Origin of the sequence: Klebsiella sp. KE9456, assembly GCF_043832615.1 — a bacterium.
Lineage (GTDB): Bacteria > Pseudomonadota > Gammaproteobacteria > Enterobacterales > Enterobacteriaceae > Klebsiella > Klebsiella indica.
In genome coordinates this window covers 1-20,077 of sequence record NZ_JBDYQK010000023.1, presented here as the reverse complement: position 1 = coordinate 20,077, position 20,077 = coordinate 1, and the positions used below count along the sequence as shown (strand labels likewise).

The following is a 20,077-nucleotide window of genomic DNA, read 5'->3' as shown; positions in this document are numbered from 1 at the left end:
TCATAGAGGGTATCTATATGGACAGCAAAGCTTCATACGATGGCACCATCCAGACCCCCGGCATGGCGGAGCTGGGAATCGGTCTGGTACCTCCCGTCCACCAGACCCAAAAACCGATCCAGCTATTTTTCGTCTGGTGCGCGGCGAATATCGGCATTCTCGGGGTAGTTTACGGCGCGGTCATTGTGTCGTTCGGGCTCTCATTCTGGCAGTCGATACTTGCCGCCGTGGCGGGAGTCGCCTCCTTTGCGCTGGTTGGGGTAACCAGTATCGCCGGAAAAATTGGGCGCACCACGACGCTGACGCTCTCCCGCATCATATTTGGCAAACGCGGTAATATCGCGCCCACCAGCTTTTGTTGGATCAACCTGATGGGTTGGGAATCGGTGAATATGATTACCGGCACGCTCACGCTCGTCGCGATGTTTGCCGCCATGGGGTTTGCGGAGAGTCTGACCACCACCGCGTTATCGCTTTTTCTGTTTGGCGGATTGACCGTGCTGGTCAGCGTGCTCGGCCAGAATGCCGTATTGATGATGCAAAAATGGATCACCCGTATCTTTGGCGCCATGACGCTGCTGGTGGTGATTTATTTACTGTTTACCGCAGACTGGCAGGCCATCCTCGCGCTGCCTCCGGGCAACTGGATGACCGGCTTTCTCCCGGCAGTCTCTATTATTGCCGCAAGCACCGGTATCAGCTGGGCTATCGCCGGCGCCGACTATAGCCGGGATCAGCATCCTGGTTCCGGTGAAAAGCGCATTTTTCTCGCCGTCGTCAGCGGCGCCGCCGTTCCCCTGTTGCTGCTGATGCTCACCGGCATACTGCTTACCGCCCAGATCCCCGATCTGGCGTCCAGCGAGAACCCGATTTCCGCGATCGGCAAACTGCTGCCTTCCTGGATGGCAATCCCCTATCTGGCCGCCGCGACCGCCGGGGTTGTGACGATCGCCGTCCTGAGCCTCTATTCCGCCAGTCTTAACCTGTTAAGCATGGGGATCAAGCTACAGCAACGTTCCGCCGTCGCCCTGGACGCCGTGCTGGTGCTGGGGATCGCCCTCTACGTGCTGTTCGTCTCGAAAGATTTTCTCGGGCCGTTCATCGCATTCCTGATTTTCTGCGGCGTCTTTCTGGCCGCCTGGGCCGCCATTTTTATCGTCGATTTTTACCGGCTGCGCCGCCATGGCGGATATGCCGAAGCGGACTTATTCCGCGAAAGCGGCGCAAACCGAATCGCGCTCGCCTGCTGGATTGTCGGCGCGCTGGCTGGATTGATGATATCGAAAACCGGCTTTATCGACGGGCCCTTTGCTGTCGGGATTTTCGCGGATTCCAGCCTCGGACTGTTCATCTCTTTTATTCTGAGCCTGATGCTGTATCTCATGTTCGGAGCCAAAAAGGGGGCTTATCATGATAATAACGGCTGATCGGCTATCGCCGCAGCGGCCGATCGTGGTTATCGGCGCCGCTTTTGTCGACATGATTCTCCATCTCGATACGCTGCCGCAAAGCGGTGGCGATATCTCCGCTTGCGACGGTGGACGGCAGATTGGCGGCTGCGCGTTTAATGTCGCCCGCGCGCTCTCGCGCCTTGAACTGGCCCCTGTTAACGCCATTCCGGTAGGCAACGGCGAGTGGGGGCACACCGTGGCGCAAAAAATGGCGCAGGAAAATTTACCCGTACTCTTACGTCACCCTGACCACGATAACGGCTGGTGTCTGGCTCTCGTTGAGGCAAACAAAGAGCGGACGTTTATCACCATTGAGGGTTGCGAGCAGCACTGGAACGCCGGTCTGCTGGCGCAAATCCCGCAGCCGAAGGGCGCTATCATTTATGTTTCAGGTTACGAACTGGCCAGCGCAGAGCTGCGCCAGTGGATCCTCGCGCTTACGGAGGATAAGACGCTATTCGTTGATTTTGGCCCCCGCCTGGACGATCTGGATATTCACTTTATTCAGGCGTTACTGCGAAAACGTCCCGTTCTCACCCTGAACCGCGATGAACTCAGAACGCTATGCGCACGTTTGTATGACCTGGATGGCGCCACGCCTGACGCCGCCTCACGGCTCGCCAGAGACTGGCAGTTGCGGGCGATTTGTCGGTTTGATAAGGAAGGCGCCTGGGTAGTCGAGCCCAACGCGGAGCCGCAGCCGATCCCGGCCTGTCGTGTGAAGGTTCACGACACCATTGCCGCGGGAGACAGCCACTGCGCGGGCGCGATCGCCGGGCTGGCCTGCGGGATGAATTTGCGTCAGGCCACGCTGCTGGGCAACCAGGTGGCGGCGATCGTCGTCAGTAAACCCGGTTCTGACGGCGCCCCCACCCGCCAGCAGCTACGCCAGTTCCAGCTGCGACAGGAAGAGAGCCGTTAACCGCTATTTACGCGCTTTCGCCAGCATCGCCCGGATGTTGGCGACGTTCGCCTGACCTTTATGCATGCGCTCTTCCGCCGAAATAACTTTGCGCTCCTGCTCCCAGATCAGGTCATCCTGCGGCAATTCCAGCAGGAAACGGCTCGGCTCAGGCCGCACCAGTTCGCCGTACTGGCGACGCTCTTTGCATAAGGTAAAAGTCAGCTCTTTCTGCGCGCGGGTAATACCAACGTAGGCAAGACGGCGTTCTTCATCGACATTGTCTTCATCAATACTGCTCTGGTGCGGCAACAGCCCCTCCTCCATGCCAACCAGATAGACGTACGGAAACTCCAGCCCTTTTGAAGCATGAAGCGTCATCAGTTGCACCTGATCCATCTCCTCATCCGACTCGCCGCGCTCCATCATATCGCGCAGCGTGAAGCGGGTAACAACCTGAGTGAGCGTCATCGGTTCATCGATGTCGCTGCCTTCCAGCATTTCAGTCATCCACGAGAAGAGCGTATTGACGTTTTTCATCCGCATTTCGGCGGCTTTCGGGCTGGGCGACGTTTCATATAGCCAGGATTCATAATCCACCCCGCGGATCAGGTCACGGACGGCGGCGATCGGCTCACGCTCTGAAAGCTGCTGAATTTCCCTTAACCAGTGGGTGAAGCGGGTTAACGCGTCATAGCCGCGCCCGCTTAACGTCTGGGTCAGCCCCATATCAAAGCTGGCGGTAAACAGACTTTTGTTACGCCCCATCGCCCACTCGCCCAGCTTTTGCAACGTCGCCGGACCGATTTCACGCTTCGGCGTATTGACGATACGCAGGAAGGCGCTGTCATCATCAGGGTTGGTCAACACCCGCAGATAGGCCAGCAGGTCTTTAATTTCCGGGCGAGAAAAGAACGAGGTGCCGCCGGAAATTTTGTACGGGATGCGGTTCTGCATCAGCATCTTTTCAAAAACCCGCGACTGGTGGTTGCCGCGATAAAGGATCGCATAATCCTTATATTCGGTTTTATTAATAAAGTGATGGGCGATCAGCTCGCCGGTTACGCGTTCCGCTTCATGGTCTTCATTATTCGCGGAGAGCACCTTCAGCTCCGCGCCGTAACCCAGTTCGGAAAACAGACGCTTCTCAAAAACGTGCGGGTTATTGGCAATCAGGATATTGGCCGCCTTCAGAATACGCCCGGAAGAGCGGTAGTTCTGCTCCAGCTTTATCACCTGCAGCGCCGGGAAATCCTGGCTTAACAGCACCAGGTTCTGCGGACGCGCGCCGCGCCAGGAGTAGATTGACTGATCGTCGTCGCCTACCACCGTAAAGCGCGCCCGCTGCCCCACCAGCAATTTCACCAGTTCATACTGGCTGGTATTGGTATCCTGATATTCATCCACCAGCAGATAACGAATTCTGTTCTGCCAGCGTTCCCGTACCTCTTCGTTGCGCTGCAACAGCAGCGTCGGCAGCAGGATCAGATCGTCGAAGTCGAGTACGTTGCAGGCTTTCATATGCGCATCGTACAGCCCGTAACAATGCGCAAAAATCCGCTCCCGTTCCCCTTTTGCTCCCGCCGCAGCCTGCGAAGGGGTCTTCAGATCGTTTTTCCAGTTGGAGATCGTGGAGATCAGCTGCTGGAGCAGCACCTTATCATCTTCAATCAACCCTTCGGTGAGCTCTTTCAGCAACGCCACCTGATCGGTATCGTCGAACAGCGAGAAGTTCGATTTCATCCCCAATGCGGCATACTCGCGTTTGATAATATCCAGCCCCAGCGTGTGGAAAGTGGAGATCATCAAACCGCGTGCCTCTTTGCGCCCCAGCGTTTGCCCGACGCGCTCTTTCATTTCACGCGCCGCTTTATTGGTAAAGGTCACTGCCGCGATATGACGCGCCTGATAGCCGCAGCCGCGGATCAGATGGGCGATTTTGTTGGTAATAACGCGGGTCTTGCCGGAACCGGCGCCCGCCAGCACCAGGCACGGTCCGGTAACGAATTCGACGGCTTGTTGTTGGCCAGGGTTTAAACGCATGGGAGTATTTTGCTCAATCTTCGAACGGGGTGGAGATTGTAGCAGAAAGCGGGGACGAAGGAGCAACAGGCTGCCCTTTCAGGCAGCCTGGGGAACGTTAATCAGGAAGCGCTGGTGGAAAGCGGCGTATAGCCGTTACGCTGTGCGCTCTTGATCCAGCTGTACGAGCCCATTACCGCGATCGCCGTCAGCAGGACATACTCAAGCGACATGGCATAGACCCCCTGCACCGCGTAAATCACCACGCTAATCACGTCGATAACCACCCACAGCAGCCAGTTTTCCACATATTTACGGGTCATCAGTACCATCGCCGCGATCGACAATACCAGCATGGTGGAATCCCAGAACGGGAATGCGTCCGGCTGTAGTTCTGGCATCGCGACCTGGATACCCACCGTATGCAGCAACGCCAGCATAATGCGGGTTAGCGCCGCGAACACCGGATCGATAAACAGCGTGAGCAAAATAATCGCCACCACGCAGACGCCGCCCAGCACCAGGGTTTGCTGACGAGAAAGCCAGCGTACCTTGAGTTCAGCCTCTTGCGCCTCGTTTTGTCGGCTCCACGCATACCAGCCATAAATGTTGGCGGCGAAGAAAAACACCTGTAGCAGCAGACTGGCATAGAGCTGAATCTGGAAAAAAATCGCCGCAAACAGAGTGACGTTAATCAGACCAAACAGATAGTTGATAATTTTTTCCCGGCTGGCGTACCAGATGCACAGCAGACCAAAAACGGTCCCGATGGCTTCAATCCACGATAATGCATAACCACCTTCACCAAGAGGAATGTTGACCATCACATTGTTAATGCTAAAAAAGTCCATCATCGATCTCCTTGCTGGCTAGCGGAATAGATGGCGCGCAGCGCCAACGTAATTTGCCGTTCTTCACCCTGCTGACACAACGCTTCTTGCTGGACATAATCATTGATGCTGCTCTCCAGGCTGGCGTTATGAGCGACAACCACGTTAAGTAACGATGCTGTGCGTAGGCCACGCAGTGAACCGATGGTCATCAGGGCGGCGCTCTCCATATCCGCGCCAAGAATGCCACGCGCCGACCACTGTGCATCCAGTTCCGCCTCACGATCGGTATAAAAACTGTCATGGCTGCGCACCACACCGCATACTGCGGGGATATTCATCTGACGCGCCTGCGCCATCAATTCCCAGGTAAGCTGCGGGTCAGCGCAGGCCGGGTAGCCCTCTGGCGCATAGGTTCGGCTGGTACCATCGTCCATTACCGCGGCGTGAGCGATAATCACGTCACCGAGCGCAAGATTATCCTGCAATGCCCCGCAGCTACCGATACGAATCAGGGTCGTTACGCCGATCTGACGTAGCTCTTCAATCGCAATCGCCGTCGATGGCCCGCCGATTCCGGTAGAAAGCACCAAAATCTCAACGCCCTGATACCAGCCGCGTGCGGCACGAAACTCCCGATTCTGGCCAAGCAGCTCGGGATTATCAAGAAATTTGATGATGCGATCGACCCGCTGCGGATCGCCCGGCAGCAGCGCGTATCGCGCACCGATCATCTCTTTGCTCAACTGAATATGGGGTTGCAGCGACATTCTCCCGTCTCCTTAATTCTTCGTGATTATCCGTTATCAGCCTCCTGCTTTAATTTTTCAGGGGCTAACAACACAATACGTTCACCGTCGGTATCAATAATTCTCAGCGCTTTCAGATCATGCAAAATACGGTTAATACTGCGGGTCGTCGCCGCGAACTCCTGGCTGAGATTCTGCTTGTCCAGCACGATTTTGTTCGATCCATCCTGTTGATAACGCAACCATAATGCCTGACATACCCGCTGATATAGCGAGTACAGATTGTCGCTGCTGGCCTTTTTCGACAGTTGATAATATTGCTGGCTAAAGAAGCGCAGCATCCGCTGATTAAAATGATTATCTAAAGCCAGCCAGCGGCAGAAATGCTCTTGCGACAAACTCAGGAGCCGCACATGCCCCATCGCGACAACAGAGCAGATATAATGTCGCGACTCAAAGATCTCCAGCTCACCCAGCATGTCGCCTTTGCGGTAACGCGCCTGCCGATAGCGGCGCCCATCTTCAGCTTCGTAAAAAACGTCAACCTCACCGGCAATAATCAGCGAAAACCGCTGACACACTTCCCCCTGGCGGCAGATAAAAGCGCCACGCGGGATCTCTTCAAAACGCCAGCGCTGCATGATTTCCAGAGGACAGTATTTCAGTAATTCATACAGCAGCGGATCGCCAACAATCTCACTTAACCCGGATAACCAGCCGACGGAAAACTCCGTTTTTTTCATTGTATTCATGTTATCTCGCCCCATGACGGCAGGGACAGGACGGCTGTCCTGTGAAAGAGGAAATATATTTGATAAAAGTGTTGCTCATCTCCCGGTTCATTCAACCCGGAGGGACATCTGTCCTGCGATGGCGAAGAGTATATGTCCGACGCCCTAAGGAATGATAAAGTGGCGGGCAACCTTTGAGACATGAGAGTGAAATAATGGCGAAAACCGCAGCAGCACTGCATATCCTGGTAAAAGAAGAGAAGCTGGCGCTGGATCTTCTCGAACAAATCAAAAATGGCGCCGATTTCGGCAAACTGGCGAAGAAGCATTCAATCTGCCCGTCAGGTAAACGCGGCGGCGATTTAGGTGAATTCCGCCAGGGCCAGATGGTACCGGCATTCGACAAAGTGGTCTTCTCCTGCCCGGTGCTGGAACCCACCGGCCCGCTGCATACGCAGTTCGGTTATCACATCATTAAAGTGCTGTATCGCAACTAATAAAAAGCCCGGTGAATCTGAACACCGGGCTTTTTTTGCCGGATGGCGCTAGCGCTTATCCGGCCTACGAAATAATGGCTTTTTGTAGGTCGGGTAAGCGCTAGCCCCACCCGACAACCTATTTAACCAGCTACCGCAATACGCTTCATATCGGTCATATAACCGCGCAGTTTCTTACCAACCTGCTCAATAGCGTGACCACGAATCGCTTCGTTCACATCGCGCAACTGAGCGTTGTCTACCGCGCCTTCAGCAATCGCTTTGCCCAAATCGCCGGTCTGCAGGGTCGTCATAAACTCTTTCAGCAGCGGTACGCAAGCGTAAGAGAACAGGTAGTTACCGTATTCTGCGGTATCGGAGATAACCACGTTCATTTCGTACAGACGCTTACGGGCGATGGTGTTGGCGATCAGCGGCAGTTCGTGCAGTGATTCATAGTAAGCGGACTCTTCGATGATGCCGGAATCCACCATGGTTTCAAACGCCAGCTCAACGCCTGCTTTCACCATCGCGATCATCAGCACGCCTTTATCGAAGTACTCCTGCTCGCCGATTTTACCTTCAAACTGCGGCGCGGTTTCGAATGCGGTTTTACCGGTCTCTTCACGCCAAGTCAGCAGTTTCTTATCGTCGTTGGCCCAGTCTGCCATCATGCCGGAGGAGAATTCACCGGAGATGATGTCATCCATATGTTTCTGGAACAGCGGCGCCATGATCTCTTTTAACTGTTCGGACAACGCGTAAGCGCGCAGTTTCGCCGGGTTGGACAGGCGATCCATCATCAGCGTAATGCCGCCCTGCTTCAGCGCTTCGGTGATGGTTTCCCAGCCGAACTGAATCAGTTTTTCGGCGTAAGCCGGGTCGGTACCGTCTGCCACCAGCTTGTCGAAGCACAGCAGAGAACCCGCCTGCAGCATACCGCAGAGAATGGTCTGCTCGCCCATCAGGTCAGATTTCACTTCCGCAACGAAGGAAGACTCCAGCACGCCCGCACGATGACCACCGGTCGCTGCAGCCCAGGCTTTAGCAATCGCCATGCCTTCGCCTTTCGGATCGTTTTCCGGGTGAACCGCGATCAGCGTCGGAACACCGAAACCACGTTTGTACTCTTCACGTACTTCGGTACCCGGACACTTCGGCGCTACCATCACCACGGTGATGTCTTTACGGATCTGCTCGCCCACTTCAACGATGTTGAAGCCGTGAGAGTAACCCAGCGCCGCGCCGTCTTTCATCAGCGGCTGCACGGAACGCACCACGTCAGAGTGCTGTTTGTCCGGCGTCAGGTTAACCACCAGGTCAGCCTGGGGGATCAGTTCTTCGTAAGTCCCCACCTGAAAGCCATTTTCAGTCGCTTTGCGCCATGAAGCGCGCTTCTCAGCAATCGCTTCTTTACGCAGCGCGTAAGAGATATCCAGACCGGAGTCACGCATGTTCAGGCCCTGGTTCAGCCCCTGAGCACCACAGCCGACGATGACCACTTTTTTACCCTGAAGGTAGCTTGCGCCATCGGCAAACTCATCGCGCCCCATAAAGCGACATTTGCCCAGCTGCGCCAGCTGCTGGCGCAGATTCAGTGTATTAAAGTAGTTAGCCATGGTGATACCTCGTGATGTTGTGCGTTATTACTCTAAGAATTTCGGGTTGCAGGAAGGTGGCAAGGCAACGCATCTGCGACTTGAAAGACAACGAGTATATTGTTCGGTTCGCTTGCCGTGTCTGTGCAAGAGAGAATGAACTCACTATATGACAGGAAATTTATTGCGGAAATTGATATATTCACAACATCACATTGCAATTTTTGCAACGTAGAAATCTGGAGCAAAATCTGTGGATTTACGCGATCTGAAAACCTTCCTGCATCTGGCGGAAAGCCGCCATTTTGGCCGCAGCGCGCGGGCGATACACGTCAGCCCTTCCACACTTTCCCGGCAAATTCAGCGCCTCGAAGAAGACCTCGGGCAGCCATTGTTTGTTCGCGATAACCGCACGGTCACGCTTACCGAAGCGGGAGAAGAGTTGCGTACTTTTGCCCAACAGACGCTGTTGCAGTATCAACAGTTACGCCACACCATTGACCAGCAGGGCCCGTCGCTATCGGGAGAACTGCATATTTTCTGCTCAGTCACCGCCGCCTATAGCCACCTTCCTCCGATTCTCGATCGCTTCCGCGCCGAACATCCCTCAGTGGAAATTAAGCTCACCACCGGCGATGCCGCCGATGCGATGGAAAAGGTGGTGACGGGCGAGGCCGATCTGGCGATCGCCGGTAAGCCGGAAACCCTGCCCGGCGCGGTGGCCTTCTCAATGCTGGAGAATCTGGCCGTGGTGCTGATAGCCCCCGCCTTGCCTTGCCCGGTACGCAATCAGGTTTCACTGGATAAACCCGACTGGTCAACGGTGCCGTTTATCATGGCCGATCAGGGCCCGGTTCGCCGCCGCATCGAACTCTGGTTCCGACGCAATAAGATCAGCAACCCGTCAATTTACGCCACCGTAGGCGGCCATGAGGCAATGGTTTCGATGGTCGCACTCGGCTGCGGCGTGGCTCTGATTCCGGAAGTGGTACTGGAAAACAGCCCGGAACCCGTACGTAATCGCGTGATGATATTAGAGCGCAGCGATGAGAAAACGCCGTTTGAACTGGGCGTCTGCGCACAAAAAAAGCGGCTGCATGAGCCGCTTATAGAGGCGTTCTGGCAGATATTGCCAAATCACTAACCCGCAAGGAAGAAGCGGAACGCCGGATTATTGCTCTCATCGTGGCAATCGTAGCCCAGTTCATGCAAACGGGTTTCGAAATCAGGTTCATGATCGCCAAGTTCGAATGCCGCCAGTACGCGCCCATAATCGGTGCCGTGGCTGCGATAGTGGAACAGGGAAATATTCCAGTGAGTGCCCAGCGTGTGAAGAAACTTCAGCAGCGCGCCGGGGGATTCCGGAAATTCAAAACTGTACAGACGTTCCTGCAACGGTTTTGACGGACGCCCACCGACCATATAGCGCACATGCAGTTTCGCCATTTCATCGTCAGAGAGATCAACCACGCTGTAGCCGCCTTCACGCAGCAGATCGAGAATCTCTTCACGCTCTTCCAGACCGCGACTCAGGCGCACCCCGACAAAAATACAGGCGTTTTGCGCATCAGCGAAACGGTAGTTGAACTCGGTGACAGATCGACCGCCCAGCAACTGGCAGAACTTGAGAAAGCTACCTTTTTCTTCCGGGATGGTTACCGCCAGCAGCGCTTCGCGTTGTTCCCCTAACTCACAACGCTCGGAAACGTAGCGCAGACCGTGAAAATTGACGTTAGCGCCGGAAAGCACATGCGCCAGACGTTCACCACGAATGTTATGCTGAGCGATGTATTTTTTCATTCCCGCCAGCGCCAGCGCGCCGGAAGGTTCCGCCACCGCACGCACATCTTCAAACAGATCTTTCATCGCGGCACAGATCGCATCGCTATCCACGGTCACGATGTCGTCCAGATACTCCTGACACAGACGAAAAGTCTCATCGCCGATGCGTTTAACCGCCACGCCTTCGGCAAACAACCCGACGCGAGGTAAATCAACCGGATGCCCGGCCTCCAGCGCGGCTTTCAGGCAAGCTGAATCTTCGGCTTCGACAGCGATGACTTTGATTTGCGGCATCAGCTGTTTGATCAGCACCGCGACGCCAGCAGCCAGACCGCCGCCGCCGACCGGCACAAATACCCGGTCAATATGGGCATCCTGCTGCAGCAGTTCCAGCGCCAGCGTCCCCTGCCCGGCGATCACCATCGGATGGTCGAACGGCGGAACCCAGGTGAACCCCTGCTGCTGCGCCAGCTCAATCGCTTTCGCTTTTGCTTCGTCAAAGTTAGCCCCGTGCAACAGCACTTCACCACCAAAACCGCGAACAGCGTCGACTTTGATATCCGCTGTCGCCACCGGCATCACGATAAGCGCCTTCACGCCGAGACGAGAAGCGGAGAAAGCCACACCCTGAGCATGATTCCCCGCCGACGCGGTAATCACGCCATGAGATTTTTGCTCTTCAGTCAGCCCCGCCATCATGGCATACGCCCCACGCAGCTTAAAGCTGTGTACCGGCTGGCGATCTTCACGCTTCACCAGGACAACATTATCAAGACGCGATGAGAGCTTTTCCATTTTTTGTAGCGGCGTGATCTGTGCCGCTTCATATACTGGCGCGCGCAGTACCGCCCTGAGGTATTCCGCCCCCTCAGGGGCGGCAGACAGGGGTTGTGACTCGGCCATCATTAACCCCCAAGTTTCGATTTATCGCGCACGGCGCCCTTATCAGCGCTGGTCGCCAGACTGGCGTAGGCGCGGAGGGCGAAGGAAACCTGACGATTGCGATCTTTCGGCGTCCAGGCCCGATCACCGCGAGCCTCCTGAGCTTCACGACGCGCGGCAATCTCAACATCGCTGAGTTGCAGTTGAATACTACGATTAGGAATATCAATAGCAATAGTGTCGCCATCTTCAATAAGCGCGATATTGCCGCCGCTCGCCGCTTCCGGCGAAACATGACCGATGGAAAGCCCAGACGTACCACCAGAGAAACGTCCATCGGTAATCAACGCACAGGCTTTCCCCAGGCCCATTGATTTCAGGAAGCTGGTCGGATAGAGCATCTCCTGCATGCCCGGGCCACCTTTCGGCCCTTCGTAGCGAATAACCACCACATCACCGGCAACCACTTTACCGCCAAGAATCGCCTCAACGGCATCATCCTGGTTTTCATAGACTTTCGCCGGGCCGGTAAATTTCAGAATGCTGTCATCCACACCTGCGGTTTTTACGATACAACCGTTTTCAGCGAAGTTACCGTAGAGCACCGCCAGACCGCCATCTTTGCTGTAGGCATGCTCCAGCGAACGAATGCAGCCTTCGGCGCGGTCAGTATCCAGCGTGTCCCAGCGGCAATCCTGGGAAAAGGCCTGAGTTGTGCGGATACCCGCCGGCCCAGCACGAAACATCTGCTTCACCGCGTCATCCTGACTGACCATAACGTCATACTGCTCCAGCGTCTGCGACAGCGTCAGGCCAAGAATGTTTTTCACATCACGATTCATCAGCCCGGCGCGATCCAGCTCGCCAAGAATACCCAGCACGCCGCCCGCACGGTGGACATCTTCCATATGGTATTTTTGCGTACTTGGCGCAACCTTACACAACTGCGGTACTCTACGGGAAAGCTTATCGATATCGCTCATTGTGAAGTCAATTTCTGCTTCCTGCGCCGCTGCCAGCAGGTGCAGTACGGTATTGGTGGAACCACCCATAGCGATATCCAGCGTCATCGCGTTTTCAAATGCCGCTTTGCTGGCAATATTACGCGGCAGCGCGGACGCATCATCCTGCTCGTAGTAACGTTTAGTCAGCTCAACGATGCGCTTGCCGGCATTGACGAACAGTTGCTTACGGTCAGCGTGGGTTGCCAGCAATGAGCCGTTACCGGGTTGCGACAGACCCAGCGCTTCGGTCAGGCAGTTCATGGAGTTTGCGGTGAACATCCCGGAGCAGGAGCCGCAGGTCGGACAGGCGGAACGTTCAACCTGATTGCTCTGGTCATCGGTGACTTTCGGGTCTGCGCCCTGAATCATCGCATCAACCAAATCGAGCTTAATGATCCGATCGGAAAGTTTGGTTTTCCCGGCTTCCATCGGGCCGCCGGAAACAAAAATCACCGGGATATTCAGGCGCAGAGACGCCATCAACATCCCCGGGGTGATTTTATCGCAGTTGGAGATACAGACCATCGCATCAGCGCAATGGGCGTTCACCATATACTCCACCGAGTCGGCGATCAGTTCGCGAGACGGCAGTGAATAAAGCATGCCCCCGTGACCCATAGCGATCCCATCATCCACCGCAATGGTGTTAAATTCTTTAGCGACACCACCCGCGGCTTCAATTTGCTCAGCAACCAGCTTACCGAGATCGCGAAGATGTACGTGACCCGGCACAAACTGGGTGAAGGAGTTCACAACAGCGATAATCGGCTTACCGAAATCAGCATCGGTCATTCCAGTGGCGCGCCATAACGCGCGGGCACCCGCCATATTACGACCATGAGTGGTGGTGGCGGAACGGTACTTAGGCATGCTTTAGTTACTCCCAGTTTTTGTTAAATGGGGCGCTGCGTATCGCCCCATCTTTTTATGCTTTTTGATTAACCTGATCCAACCAGCCCCATTTATCTTCGGTTTCACCGGTAAAGAGGCCAAAAAATGCTTGCTGAATGCGTTTGGTGACCGGACCACAGCGACCTTCACCAACCTGAATACCATCAACGCTGCGTACCGGCGTGATTTCTGCGGCAGTGCCGGACATAAAGACTTCGTCAGCCAGGTACAGTGACTCGCGAGACAGAACCTGCTCACGCACTTCAATACCTAGCTCTTTCGCCAGCTTGATAATCGCGTCACGGGTAATGCCCGGTAGCGCGGAAGAGGTGAACGGCGGGGTAAATAATATGCCATCTTTCACTTCAAACAGGTTTTCACCTGCGCCTTCAGAAATATAGCCATTTACGTCCAGCGCGATACCTTCCTGATAGCCATGACGGCGCGCTTCACTACCGACCAGCAAAGAAGACAGGTAGTTACCACCCGCTTTGGCCGCGGTTGGGATTGTGTTTGGCGCAGCGCGGTTCCAGGAAGAAACCATCGCATCGATCCCCTGATCCAGCGCTTCAGCTCCCAGATAAGCTCCCCACGGGAAGGCGGCGATAATGACGTCAGTATTGTAACCATCCGGCGGGTTAACCCCCATGCCAACATCGCCAACAAAAATTAACGGACGAATATAGGCGCTGGTCAGATTGTTTTTACGAAGAACTTCGCGGCAGGCCTCCATCAGTTCATCAATGCTCTGAGAAACCGGGAAACGGTAGATTTTGGCTGAATCATGCAAACGCTGCATATGTTCACGATGACGGAACACCACCGGCCCTTTATGAGAATCGTAGCAGCGGATACCTTCAAATACAGAAGTTCCGTAATGCAGCGCATGGGACATCACGTGAACTTTCGCCTCGCCCCACGGAACCATCTCACCATTGAACCAAATGTAGTCAGCTTTTTTCGTCGTCATTTTTCTTCCTTTGCGCTCAGGCGCGAATTTGTTGTGATGTTGGTTGCTGGATCTCGACGCAGGCAACGTCCACCAGTTTGCTTAATTGACTAAACAGTAATTCGACTGGCCGCTGGCTGGCAACGGTCAGTTCAATATTAATATTCCGGGTATCCGCGGCGGCTTCCATATTCATAGCGCAAACCTGGAATCCGCGATGGCGCACAACGCGCAGTACACGTTCTAACGTTTCGGGATTAAAGCGAGCCTGCAAGGCGACCTGATGTTGCATCATGATAATTTCTCCAGCATTTCTGCGTTACTGGCACCGGGCGGCACCAACGGCCAGACATTCTCAAGTTCGTCGATTGAGACATGAAGCAGATAAGGCCCCTGGCTCGAAAGCATGGTGTCGAGTGCCGCTTCAACCTGGTCTTTACGGGTAATATATTGACCAGGGATGCCAAAGGCGCTGGCCAGAGTAAGGAAATCGGGGTTATCAGTAAGGGTGGTTTCGCTGTATCGTTCCTGAAAAAACAATTGCTGCCATTGTCGTACCATTCCTAACCGCTGGTTATCGAGTAAAACAATCTTCAGTGGCAACTGCCTGCGTTTTACGGTGCCCAGCTCCTGTACATTCATCATGAAGGAACCGTCACCGGAGATACAGATAACCGTATCATTAGGGCGAGCCACCTGCGCACCGACCGCCGCGGGCAGGCCAAAGCCCATGGTGCCTAATCCGCTGGAGGTAATGAAATTCTCCGGACGCGTATAGGTCATATGCTGCGCTGACCACATCTGATGTTGCCCGACATCGGTTGTGACAACACAATCTGCCGGTTTACGTTCGGAAAGCTGCTTCAGCAACAGCGGAGCGTAGATAGTCTCGCCAGGATGATCGTAGCGCCAGGCGTGCTCAGCACGCAGAGCTGCAATACGCTGACGCCAGATATCAACAGACAGCGGCTGCTGCAACGCAGGTAGCATCACATTCAGATCGCCGGTCAGGCCAATATGCGCCTGACGCAACTTGTTCAGCTCGGCTGGATCGATATCCATATGAATAACGCTGGCATGCGGAGCAAAAGTATTCAGCTTACCTGTCACGCGGTCATCAAAGCGGGCGCCGACTGCGATAAGCAGGTCACATTCCTGTACCGCGATGTTAGCCGCTTTGGTGCCGTGCATTCCCAGCATTCCCAGATAGTACGGATAATCCGCATTCACAACGCCCAACCCTTTCAGGGTGGAGGTCACTGGCATTTGCGTGACGGCAAGAAATTCGCGCAGCGCCGGTACAGCCTGAGCCATACCCACACCACCGCCAACGTATAACATTGGCTTCTGCGACTGAGCCAGCATCTGCAGCGCGCATTCAATATCCGCACTCGGGAAGTCAACATCATCGGCGACCATCGAGAAATGCGGATCGAGTTCCCCCTGAGCCAGCTGGATATCTTTCGGGATATCAATCAGCACCGGCCCAGGACGGCCTGAATTTGCCACATGGAAAGCTTCAGCGATAACGCGCGGCAGCTCTTCCAGAGACTGCACCAAAAAACTGTGTTTAGTACAAGCCAGCGATAACCCAAGGACATCCACTTCCTGGAATGCATCAGTACCAATGAACGGAGCGGCAACCTGACCAGTAACAGCAACAACAGGAACAGAATCAAGCAGTGCGTCAGCCAGGCCGGTGATCAGATTGGTCGCACCAGGGCCAGAGGTAGCGATACATACGCCAGTTTTGCCAGTGGCTCGCGCATAGCCGATAGCTGCCATTGCTGCGCCTTGTTCGTGCCGACACAATAAATGCTCCACACCACCGTCATACAATGCATCATAAACCGGCATAATTGCGCCACCCGGGTAGCCAAAAACAGTATCAACTCCCTGTGCTCGCAAAGCATGCACTACCCATTGCGCCCCATTCATAGTTACTTCCCCGTCGTAGATCGAGGGAAACAGAATTTTATGCTAAAACTCATTATCTGCTCCCCATTTCTGTTTTTCAGTTATAAAAAAACCCCCGGACCTTTCGGTGCGGGGGTCTTAGTTCGTTAAGGCTTGATTTTTAAGCCTTTCCTCGTCCAAGTGCAGCCCCGCACGGTGGGATAATAATCACCACCACGCTAATCACGACCAGGCTAATCACTCGTAGAAGGACTGTCATTTTATGTTCTTTCTGACTTCATGTTCGAAGGAATACCTAAAGAGTTACCATAGATATTGCTGTTAACACAAGATTTTTTTATGAGCCATTTTGTTATCGTGCTAACTATTTATGAAAAAACAATTGTTTTTAATAAGAAAAACATGAAATGAAAATATTTCAATTTGCGGCATGAACCACAACACTTTCTGATTACCGCCAACCTACAGTTGCCCACTGCAAATCAGCTTCCGGAATGAGTGAAACATGGCGATCGACAAAAAGTTGGCCGGGAGGAGGCATCTAAAATTTAATATTGCCAAATTACTCGATGAAAATTCCCCGACATAATTCCTGCTCTCAGGAGGTTTTATGTCACTTGCCATTGTTTACACACGCGCCGCTCTCGGAATCAGCGCCCCGCTCATCACTATCGAAGTTCATATCAGTAACGGGCTTCCTGGTTTGACAATGGTCGGGCTTCCGGAAACAACGGTCAAAGAAGCGCGTGACCGGGTACGTAGTGCGATCATTAATAGTGGTTACACCTGGCCGGCGAAAAAAATCACGCTTAATCTGGCTCCAGCCGATCTTCCCAAAGAAGGGGGAAGATATGATTTACCTATCGCTCTCGCGCTTCTGGTGGCATCAGAGCAGCTTAATGCCACCAGGTTAAGTCAATGTGAGTTTGTCGGCGAACTGGCGCTTACAGGCGCTCTGCGTGGCGTTCCTGGGGCGATATCCAGCGCAATGGAGGCAATCAACGCAGGCCGAAAGATCGTTGTCTCCGATGAAAACGCCGTTGAGGTCGGATTAATCGGTGGTGATGACTGCTTTATTGCCGGGCATCTGCAGGAAGTTTGCGCTTTTCTTGAAGGTCGAACCGCGTTAAATCATCCCCCATCAGAAGTCGAGTATTCAAACGAAGTATCGTCAGATCTCCGTGATGTTATTGGTCAACAACAGGGAAAACGAGCGCTGGAAATCACCGCCGCGGGCGGGCATAACCTGCTATTGATTGGCCCTCCCGGAACAGGCAAAACAATGCTCGCCAGCCGGCTCCCTGGCCTTCTACCGCCATTGAGTAATCAAGAAGCCCTGGAGAGTGCGGCAATACTCAGCCTGGTCAATTCCAGTAATGCGACAAAACAGTGGCGTCGCAGGCCGTTCAGAGCGCCACATCATAGTGCATCGCTTGCAGCTATGGTGGGAGGCGGCTCAATTCCGGTTCCTGGTGAAATTTCCCTTGCCCATAACGGGGTTTTATTCCTTGATGAATTGCCAGAATTCGAGCGCAGGGTGCTGGATGCATTGCGAGAGCCGATCGAGTCAGGAATAATTCATATCGCGCGCGCACGTGCAAAGATCGATTACCCCGCTCGTTTTCAACTTATTGCAGCAATGAATCCCAGCCCCACAGGGCATTATCAGGGTCATCATAACAGAACTTCGCCAGAACAAATCCTGCGTTACCTCGCGCGATTATCAGGCCCGTTTCTTGACCGCTTCGATCTCTCTCTGGAAATACCTTTACCGCCGCCGGGAGTACTAAGCCAGGGAACCAGCAAAGAGGAAGAGAGTGCCAGCGTACGACAGCGGGTTCTGATTGCACGCAAAAAGCAACTATCCCGACAGAATAAACTTAATGCACATCTGGGAAATAACGAGATGAAAATCTGGTGTCGTCTCCATAAAGATGACGCTATCTGGCTGGAACAAACTTTAGTGCAACTTGGGCTTTCTATACGAGCGTGGCAACGGCTTATTAAAGTTGCCCGAACCATTGCTGATATTGGAGAAGTGGAACATATCGAACGCCCTCATTTACAGGAGGCTCTGAGTTACCGGGCGATAGATCGGATGTTAGGCCATCTACAAAAATTGATGGTCTAAAAAAGGGCTTTCGCCCTTTTTTCTTAATCATCACTTTCAGTGTAATCTTCCGCGCCTTCCACCTGCGGTTTACCGCCGGATAAGGTGTGGAAACGCTTCGGACGCTTAATACGTGCCATATACTTAATCCAGACGCGCTCTGCTTCCGTTGCGGGCTCACGTTCTCCACGGCACACCGAAACAAACTGTTTTTCTTCTTCGGTAACAGGCTCGCGTTTACCCAGTTCCAGTTCATTAAAGGCATAACCATAACGTTCCAGCAGTTGCGCCTCTTTGATGGTGAAATCTCCATGACGGGAAAACCCGCGCGGATAATTTTTATTGTCGAAAAAACGATTAGTTGTCGTAAAGCTTTCCGCCATCCTACACGCTCCTGATTTTTGGCCGAGCTATTTATGGCGCGGAGTATTAGTTACGCTTGACAGAGCGTCAAACAAAACATTTAAATCATCACGACAAATAATTTTGCGGAGAAAAGTGTGGATACGGAATTGCTCAAAACTTTCCTTGAGGTGAGCAGAACTCGCCACTTTGGCCGAGCCGCGGAGGCGCTTTATCTGACGCAGTCAGCAGTTAGCTTTCGTATTCGTCAACTGGAAAACCAGCTCGGAGTGAATCTTTTTACTCGTCATCGCAATAATATCCGCCTGACCCCAGCCGGAGAGAAACTATTGCCGTATGCCGAAACCCTGATGAATACCTGGCAGGCTGCGCGTAAAGAGGTGGCAAATTCTTCCCGACATAATGAATTTTCGATCGGTGCCAGCGCCTCTCTTTGGGAATGCCTGCTTAACGAGTGGCTGGGAAAACTTTATACCGAATCCGATGGACTGCAGTTCGAAGCACGGATCGCACAGCGCCAGTCGCTGGTAAAACAATTACATGAACGTCAGCTTGATCTACTGATCACGACAGAATCACCGAAGATGGATGAACTAAGCAGCCAGTTGCTTGGGCATTTCACACTGGGACTTTTTTGTACATCACCAGCTAAAAATAAAAATGAATTGAATTACTTGCGTCTGGAATGGGGACCTGACTTTCAACAAAATGAAGTCGGGTTGATTGGTAATGATGATATTCCTCTACTCACCACCAGTTCCGCTGAATTAGCATACCGGCAGCTCAGTTTGCTCAAAGGATGTACATGGTTACCGGTACGCTGGGCGCAGGAGAAAAATAACCTACATGCAGTGACGGATAGTACGATGCTTTCAAGGCCTCTCTTTGCGATTTGGCTGCAAAACAGTGACAAACAAGCGCAGATTCGCGATATCCTGAAAAATAACATATTGGGATAGATTTAATCCTCCACGGACGGGGGATTATCGGGCAGGGAAATTTAAATCAAAAAAAATCCTTTGCCTGAGCAAAGGATTATTATATGGCAGGGGCGGAGAGACTCGAACTCGCGACACCCGGTTTTGGAGACCGGTGCTCTACCAACTGAGCTACGCCCCTAAATTTCTTATCATTAAGCCTGCTAAATAGCAGGCTTAATTTTCTAATAAGTGGCGGAACGGACGGGACTCGAACCCGCGACCCCCTGCGTGACAGGCAGGTATTCTAACCGACTGAACTACCGCTCCACCGAATACTTCTGCAACCACCGGTTTTATGCCCCGGTGTGACTGCTTAATTTGATGCCTGGCAGTTCCCTACTCTCGCATGGGGAGACCCCACACTACCATCGGCGCTACGGCGTTTCACTTCTGAGTTCGGCATGGGGTCAGGTGGGACCACCGCGCTACGGCCGCCAGGCA

At 53.6% G+C, this 20,077-nt stretch carries 18 protein-coding genes, 2 tRNA genes and 1 rRNA gene; 6 read left to right on the top strand and 15 right to left on the bottom strand.

Features of this window, described 5'->3' with window-relative positions; translation table 11 throughout:
* Window positions 1-17: 17 nt before the first annotated feature.
* Together ABK821_RS20395 and ABK821_RS20390 are read left to right on the top strand one after the other, a co-directional pair.
* The gene (locus tag ABK821_RS20395; RefSeq protein ID WP_343178640.1) at window positions 18-1,427 is read left to right on the top strand and encodes a cytosine permease; all 1,410 of its coding nucleotides are present in this window, start codon (window positions 18-20) and stop codon (window positions 1,425-1,427) included.
* Entirely contained in the window at window positions 1,411-2,373 is a 963-nt protein-coding gene (locus ABK821_RS20390; RefSeq protein WP_308564075.1) for a PfkB family carbohydrate kinase, read from the top strand. The genes ABK821_RS20395 and ABK821_RS20390 overlap by 17 nt, the downstream gene beginning before the upstream one ends.
* A 3-nt stretch (window positions 2,374-2,376) precedes the next feature.
* On the opposite strand, the gene rep is transcribed toward ABK821_RS20390, so the two are convergent.
* From rep to ABK821_RS20370, 4 genes are all read right to left on the bottom strand, one after another.
* Window positions 2,377-4,395, bottom strand: a complete 2,019-nt coding sequence (gene rep / locus ABK821_RS20385) for a DNA helicase Rep (RefSeq protein WP_138362063.1) — start codon at window positions 4,393-4,395, stop codon at window positions 2,377-2,379.
* A 101-nt stretch (window positions 4,396-4,496) separates the two neighbouring features.
* Window positions 4,497-5,225, bottom strand: coding sequence for a nicotinamide riboside transporter PnuC (gene pnuC, locus ABK821_RS20380; RefSeq protein ID WP_138363232.1), 729 nt, complete (start codon window positions 5,223-5,225; stop codon window positions 4,497-4,499).
* A complete protein-coding gene (locus ABK821_RS20375) occupies window positions 5,225-5,974 on the bottom strand; it encodes a nucleoside phosphorylase (protein WP_171034959.1) in 750 nt (249 codons plus the stop codon). The genes pnuC and ABK821_RS20375 overlap by 1 nt, the downstream gene beginning before the upstream one ends.
* Before the next feature lie 26 nt (window positions 5,975-6,000).
* Window positions 6,001-6,705: a Crp/Fnr family transcriptional regulator gene (locus ABK821_RS20370; RefSeq protein WP_142503273.1), complete on the bottom strand. Its 705-nt coding sequence runs from the start codon at window positions 6,703-6,705 to the stop codon at window positions 6,001-6,003.
* Window positions 6,706-6,899: 194 nt separating this feature from the next.
* Between ABK821_RS20370 and ppiC the strand changes: the two genes are divergently transcribed.
* Window positions 6,900-7,181, top strand: coding sequence for a peptidylprolyl isomerase PpiC (gene ppiC / locus ABK821_RS20365; protein WP_001140251.1), 282 nt, complete (start codon window positions 6,900-6,902; stop codon window positions 7,179-7,181).
* A gap of 122 nt (window positions 7,182-7,303) precedes the next feature.
* On the opposite strand, the gene ilvC is transcribed toward ppiC, so the two are convergent.
* Window positions 7,304-8,779: a ketol-acid reductoisomerase gene (gene ilvC, locus ABK821_RS20360; RefSeq protein WP_142503274.1), complete on the bottom strand. Its 1,476-nt coding sequence runs from the start codon at window positions 8,777-8,779 to the stop codon at window positions 7,304-7,306.
* Between the two features lie 232 nt (window positions 8,780-9,011).
* Between ilvC and ilvY the strand changes: the two genes are divergently transcribed.
* Window positions 9,012-9,902: an HTH-type transcriptional activator IlvY gene (ilvY, locus tag ABK821_RS20355; RefSeq protein WP_142503275.1), complete on the top strand. Its 891-nt coding sequence runs from the start codon at window positions 9,012-9,014 to the stop codon at window positions 9,900-9,902.
* Here the strand turns inward: ilvY and ilvA are convergent.
* From ilvA to ilvL, 6 genes are all read right to left on the bottom strand, one after another.
* Entirely contained in the window at window positions 9,899-11,443 is a 1,545-nt protein-coding gene (gene ilvA / locus ABK821_RS20350; RefSeq protein ID WP_343178641.1) for a threonine ammonia-lyase, biosynthetic, read from the bottom strand. The two genes, ilvY and ilvA, sit on opposite strands and share 4 nt — an antisense overlap.
* 2 nt (window positions 11,444-11,445) lie before the next feature.
* Window positions 11,446-13,296, bottom strand: coding sequence for a dihydroxy-acid dehydratase (gene ilvD, locus ABK821_RS20345; protein ID WP_395034095.1), 1,851 nt, complete (start codon window positions 13,294-13,296; stop codon window positions 11,446-11,448).
* A gap of 55 nt (window positions 13,297-13,351) precedes the next feature.
* On the bottom strand, window positions 13,352-14,287 hold the full coding sequence (ilvE, locus tag ABK821_RS20340; protein WP_138363226.1) for a branched-chain-amino-acid transaminase: 936 nt from the start codon (window positions 14,285-14,287) through the stop codon (window positions 13,352-13,354).
* A gap of 16 nt (window positions 14,288-14,303) precedes the next feature.
* The gene (gene ilvM, locus ABK821_RS20335; RefSeq protein WP_138363227.1) at window positions 14,304-14,561 is read right to left on the bottom strand and encodes an acetolactate synthase 2 small subunit; all 258 of its coding nucleotides are present in this window, start codon (window positions 14,559-14,561) and stop codon (window positions 14,304-14,306) included.
* The gene (gene ilvG, locus ABK821_RS20330) at window positions 14,558-16,204 is read right to left on the bottom strand and encodes an acetolactate synthase 2 catalytic subunit (RefSeq protein ID WP_343178643.1); all 1,647 of its coding nucleotides are present in this window, start codon (window positions 16,202-16,204) and stop codon (window positions 14,558-14,560) included. Before ilvG ends, ilvM begins: the two co-directional genes overlap by 4 nt.
* A 139-nt stretch (window positions 16,205-16,343) precedes the next feature.
* Entirely contained in the window at window positions 16,344-16,442 is a 99-nt protein-coding gene (gene ilvL, locus ABK821_RS20325) for an ilv operon leader peptide (protein ID WP_063085300.1), read from the bottom strand.
* 351 nt (window positions 16,443-16,793) lie between these two features.
* Here ilvL and ABK821_RS20320 point away from each other — a divergent pair, with 351 nt between their 5' ends.
* The gene (locus ABK821_RS20320) at window positions 16,794-18,314 is read left to right on the top strand and encodes a YifB family Mg chelatase-like AAA ATPase (RefSeq protein ID WP_138363229.1); all 1,521 of its coding nucleotides are present in this window, start codon (window positions 16,794-16,796) and stop codon (window positions 18,312-18,314) included.
* A 23-nt stretch (window positions 18,315-18,337) separates the two neighbouring features.
* On the opposite strand, the gene ABK821_RS20315 is transcribed toward ABK821_RS20320, so the two are convergent.
* A complete protein-coding gene (locus tag ABK821_RS20315; protein ID WP_138363230.1) occupies window positions 18,338-18,676 on the bottom strand; it encodes a DUF413 domain-containing protein in 339 nt (112 codons plus the stop codon).
* Window positions 18,677-18,793: 117 nt separating this feature from the next.
* Between ABK821_RS20315 and hdfR the strand changes: the two genes are divergently transcribed.
* On the top strand, window positions 18,794-19,615 hold the full coding sequence (gene hdfR / locus ABK821_RS20310; protein WP_138363231.1) for an HTH-type transcriptional regulator HdfR: 822 nt from the start codon (window positions 18,794-18,796) through the stop codon (window positions 19,613-19,615).
* Window positions 19,616-19,699: 84 nt separating this feature from the next.
* Here the strand turns inward: hdfR and ABK821_RS20305 are convergent.
* The 3 genes from ABK821_RS20305 to rrf all read right to left on the bottom strand — a co-directional run bounded on the left by ABK821_RS20305 (window position 19,700) and on the right by rrf (window position 20,075).
* Window positions 19,700-19,775 (bottom strand) — tRNA-Trp (locus ABK821_RS20305).
* Between the two features lie 51 nt (window positions 19,776-19,826).
* Window positions 19,827-19,903: transfer RNA gene (locus ABK821_RS20300), tRNA-Asp, on the bottom strand.
* A gap of 56 nt (window positions 19,904-19,959) precedes the next feature.
* Window positions 19,960-20,075 (bottom strand): 5S ribosomal RNA (gene rrf, locus ABK821_RS20295).
* Window positions 20,076-20,077 lie beyond the last annotated feature (2 nt).

Excerpts from the sequence above, each read along its gene's own strand:
- ilvG (WP_343178643.1), bottom strand. The coding sequence starts at position 16,204 with ATGAATGGGGCGCAATGGGTAGTGCATGCTTTGCGAGCACAGGGAGTT.
- ilvE (WP_138363226.1), bottom strand. The coding sequence starts at position 14,287 with ATGACGACGAAAAAAGCTGACTACATTTGGTTCAATGGTGAGATGGTT.
- ilvC (WP_142503274.1), bottom strand. The coding sequence starts at position 8,779 with ATGGCTAACTACTTTAATACACTGAATCTGCGCCAGCAGCTGGCGCAG.
- ABK821_RS20370 (WP_142503273.1), bottom strand. The coding sequence starts at position 6,705 with ATGAATACAATGAAAAAAACGGAGTTTTCCGTCGGCTGGTTATCCGGG.
- ABK821_RS20395 (WP_343178640.1), top strand. The coding sequence starts at position 18 with ATGGACAGCAAAGCTTCATACGATGGCACCATCCAGACCCCCGGCATG.
- ilvL (WP_063085300.1), bottom strand. The coding sequence starts at position 16,442 with ATGACAGTCCTTCTACGAGTGATTAGCCTGGTCGTGATTAGCGTGGTG.
- ppiC (WP_001140251.1), top strand. The coding sequence starts at position 6,900 with ATGGCGAAAACCGCAGCAGCACTGCATATCCTGGTAAAAGAAGAGAAG.
- ABK821_RS20320 (WP_138363229.1), top strand. The coding sequence starts at position 16,794 with ATGTCACTTGCCATTGTTTACACACGCGCCGCTCTCGGAATCAGCGCC.
- pnuC (WP_138363232.1), bottom strand. The coding sequence starts at position 5,225 with ATGGACTTTTTTAGCATTAACAATGTGATGGTCAACATTCCTCTTGGT.
- ABK821_RS20375 (WP_171034959.1), bottom strand. The coding sequence starts at position 5,974 with ATGTCGCTGCAACCCCATATTCAGTTGAGCAAAGAGATGATCGGTGCG.
- ABK821_RS20315 (WP_138363230.1), bottom strand. The coding sequence starts at position 18,676 with ATGGCGGAAAGCTTTACGACAACTAATCGTTTTTTCGACAATAAAAAT.
- ilvM (WP_138363227.1), bottom strand. The coding sequence starts at position 14,561 with ATGATGCAACATCAGGTCGCCTTGCAGGCTCGCTTTAATCCCGAAACG.
- rep (WP_138362063.1), bottom strand. The coding sequence starts at position 4,395 with ATGCGTTTAAACCCTGGCCAACAACAAGCCGTCGAATTCGTTACCGGA.
- ABK821_RS20390 (WP_308564075.1), top strand. The coding sequence starts at position 1,411 with ATGATAATAACGGCTGATCGGCTATCGCCGCAGCGGCCGATCGTGGTT.
- ilvD (WP_395034095.1), bottom strand. The coding sequence starts at position 13,296 with ATGCCTAAGTACCGTTCCGCCACCACCACTCATGGTCGTAATATGGCG.
- ilvA (WP_343178641.1), bottom strand. The coding sequence starts at position 11,443 with ATGGCCGAGTCACAACCCCTGTCTGCCGCCCCTGAGGGGGCGGAATAC.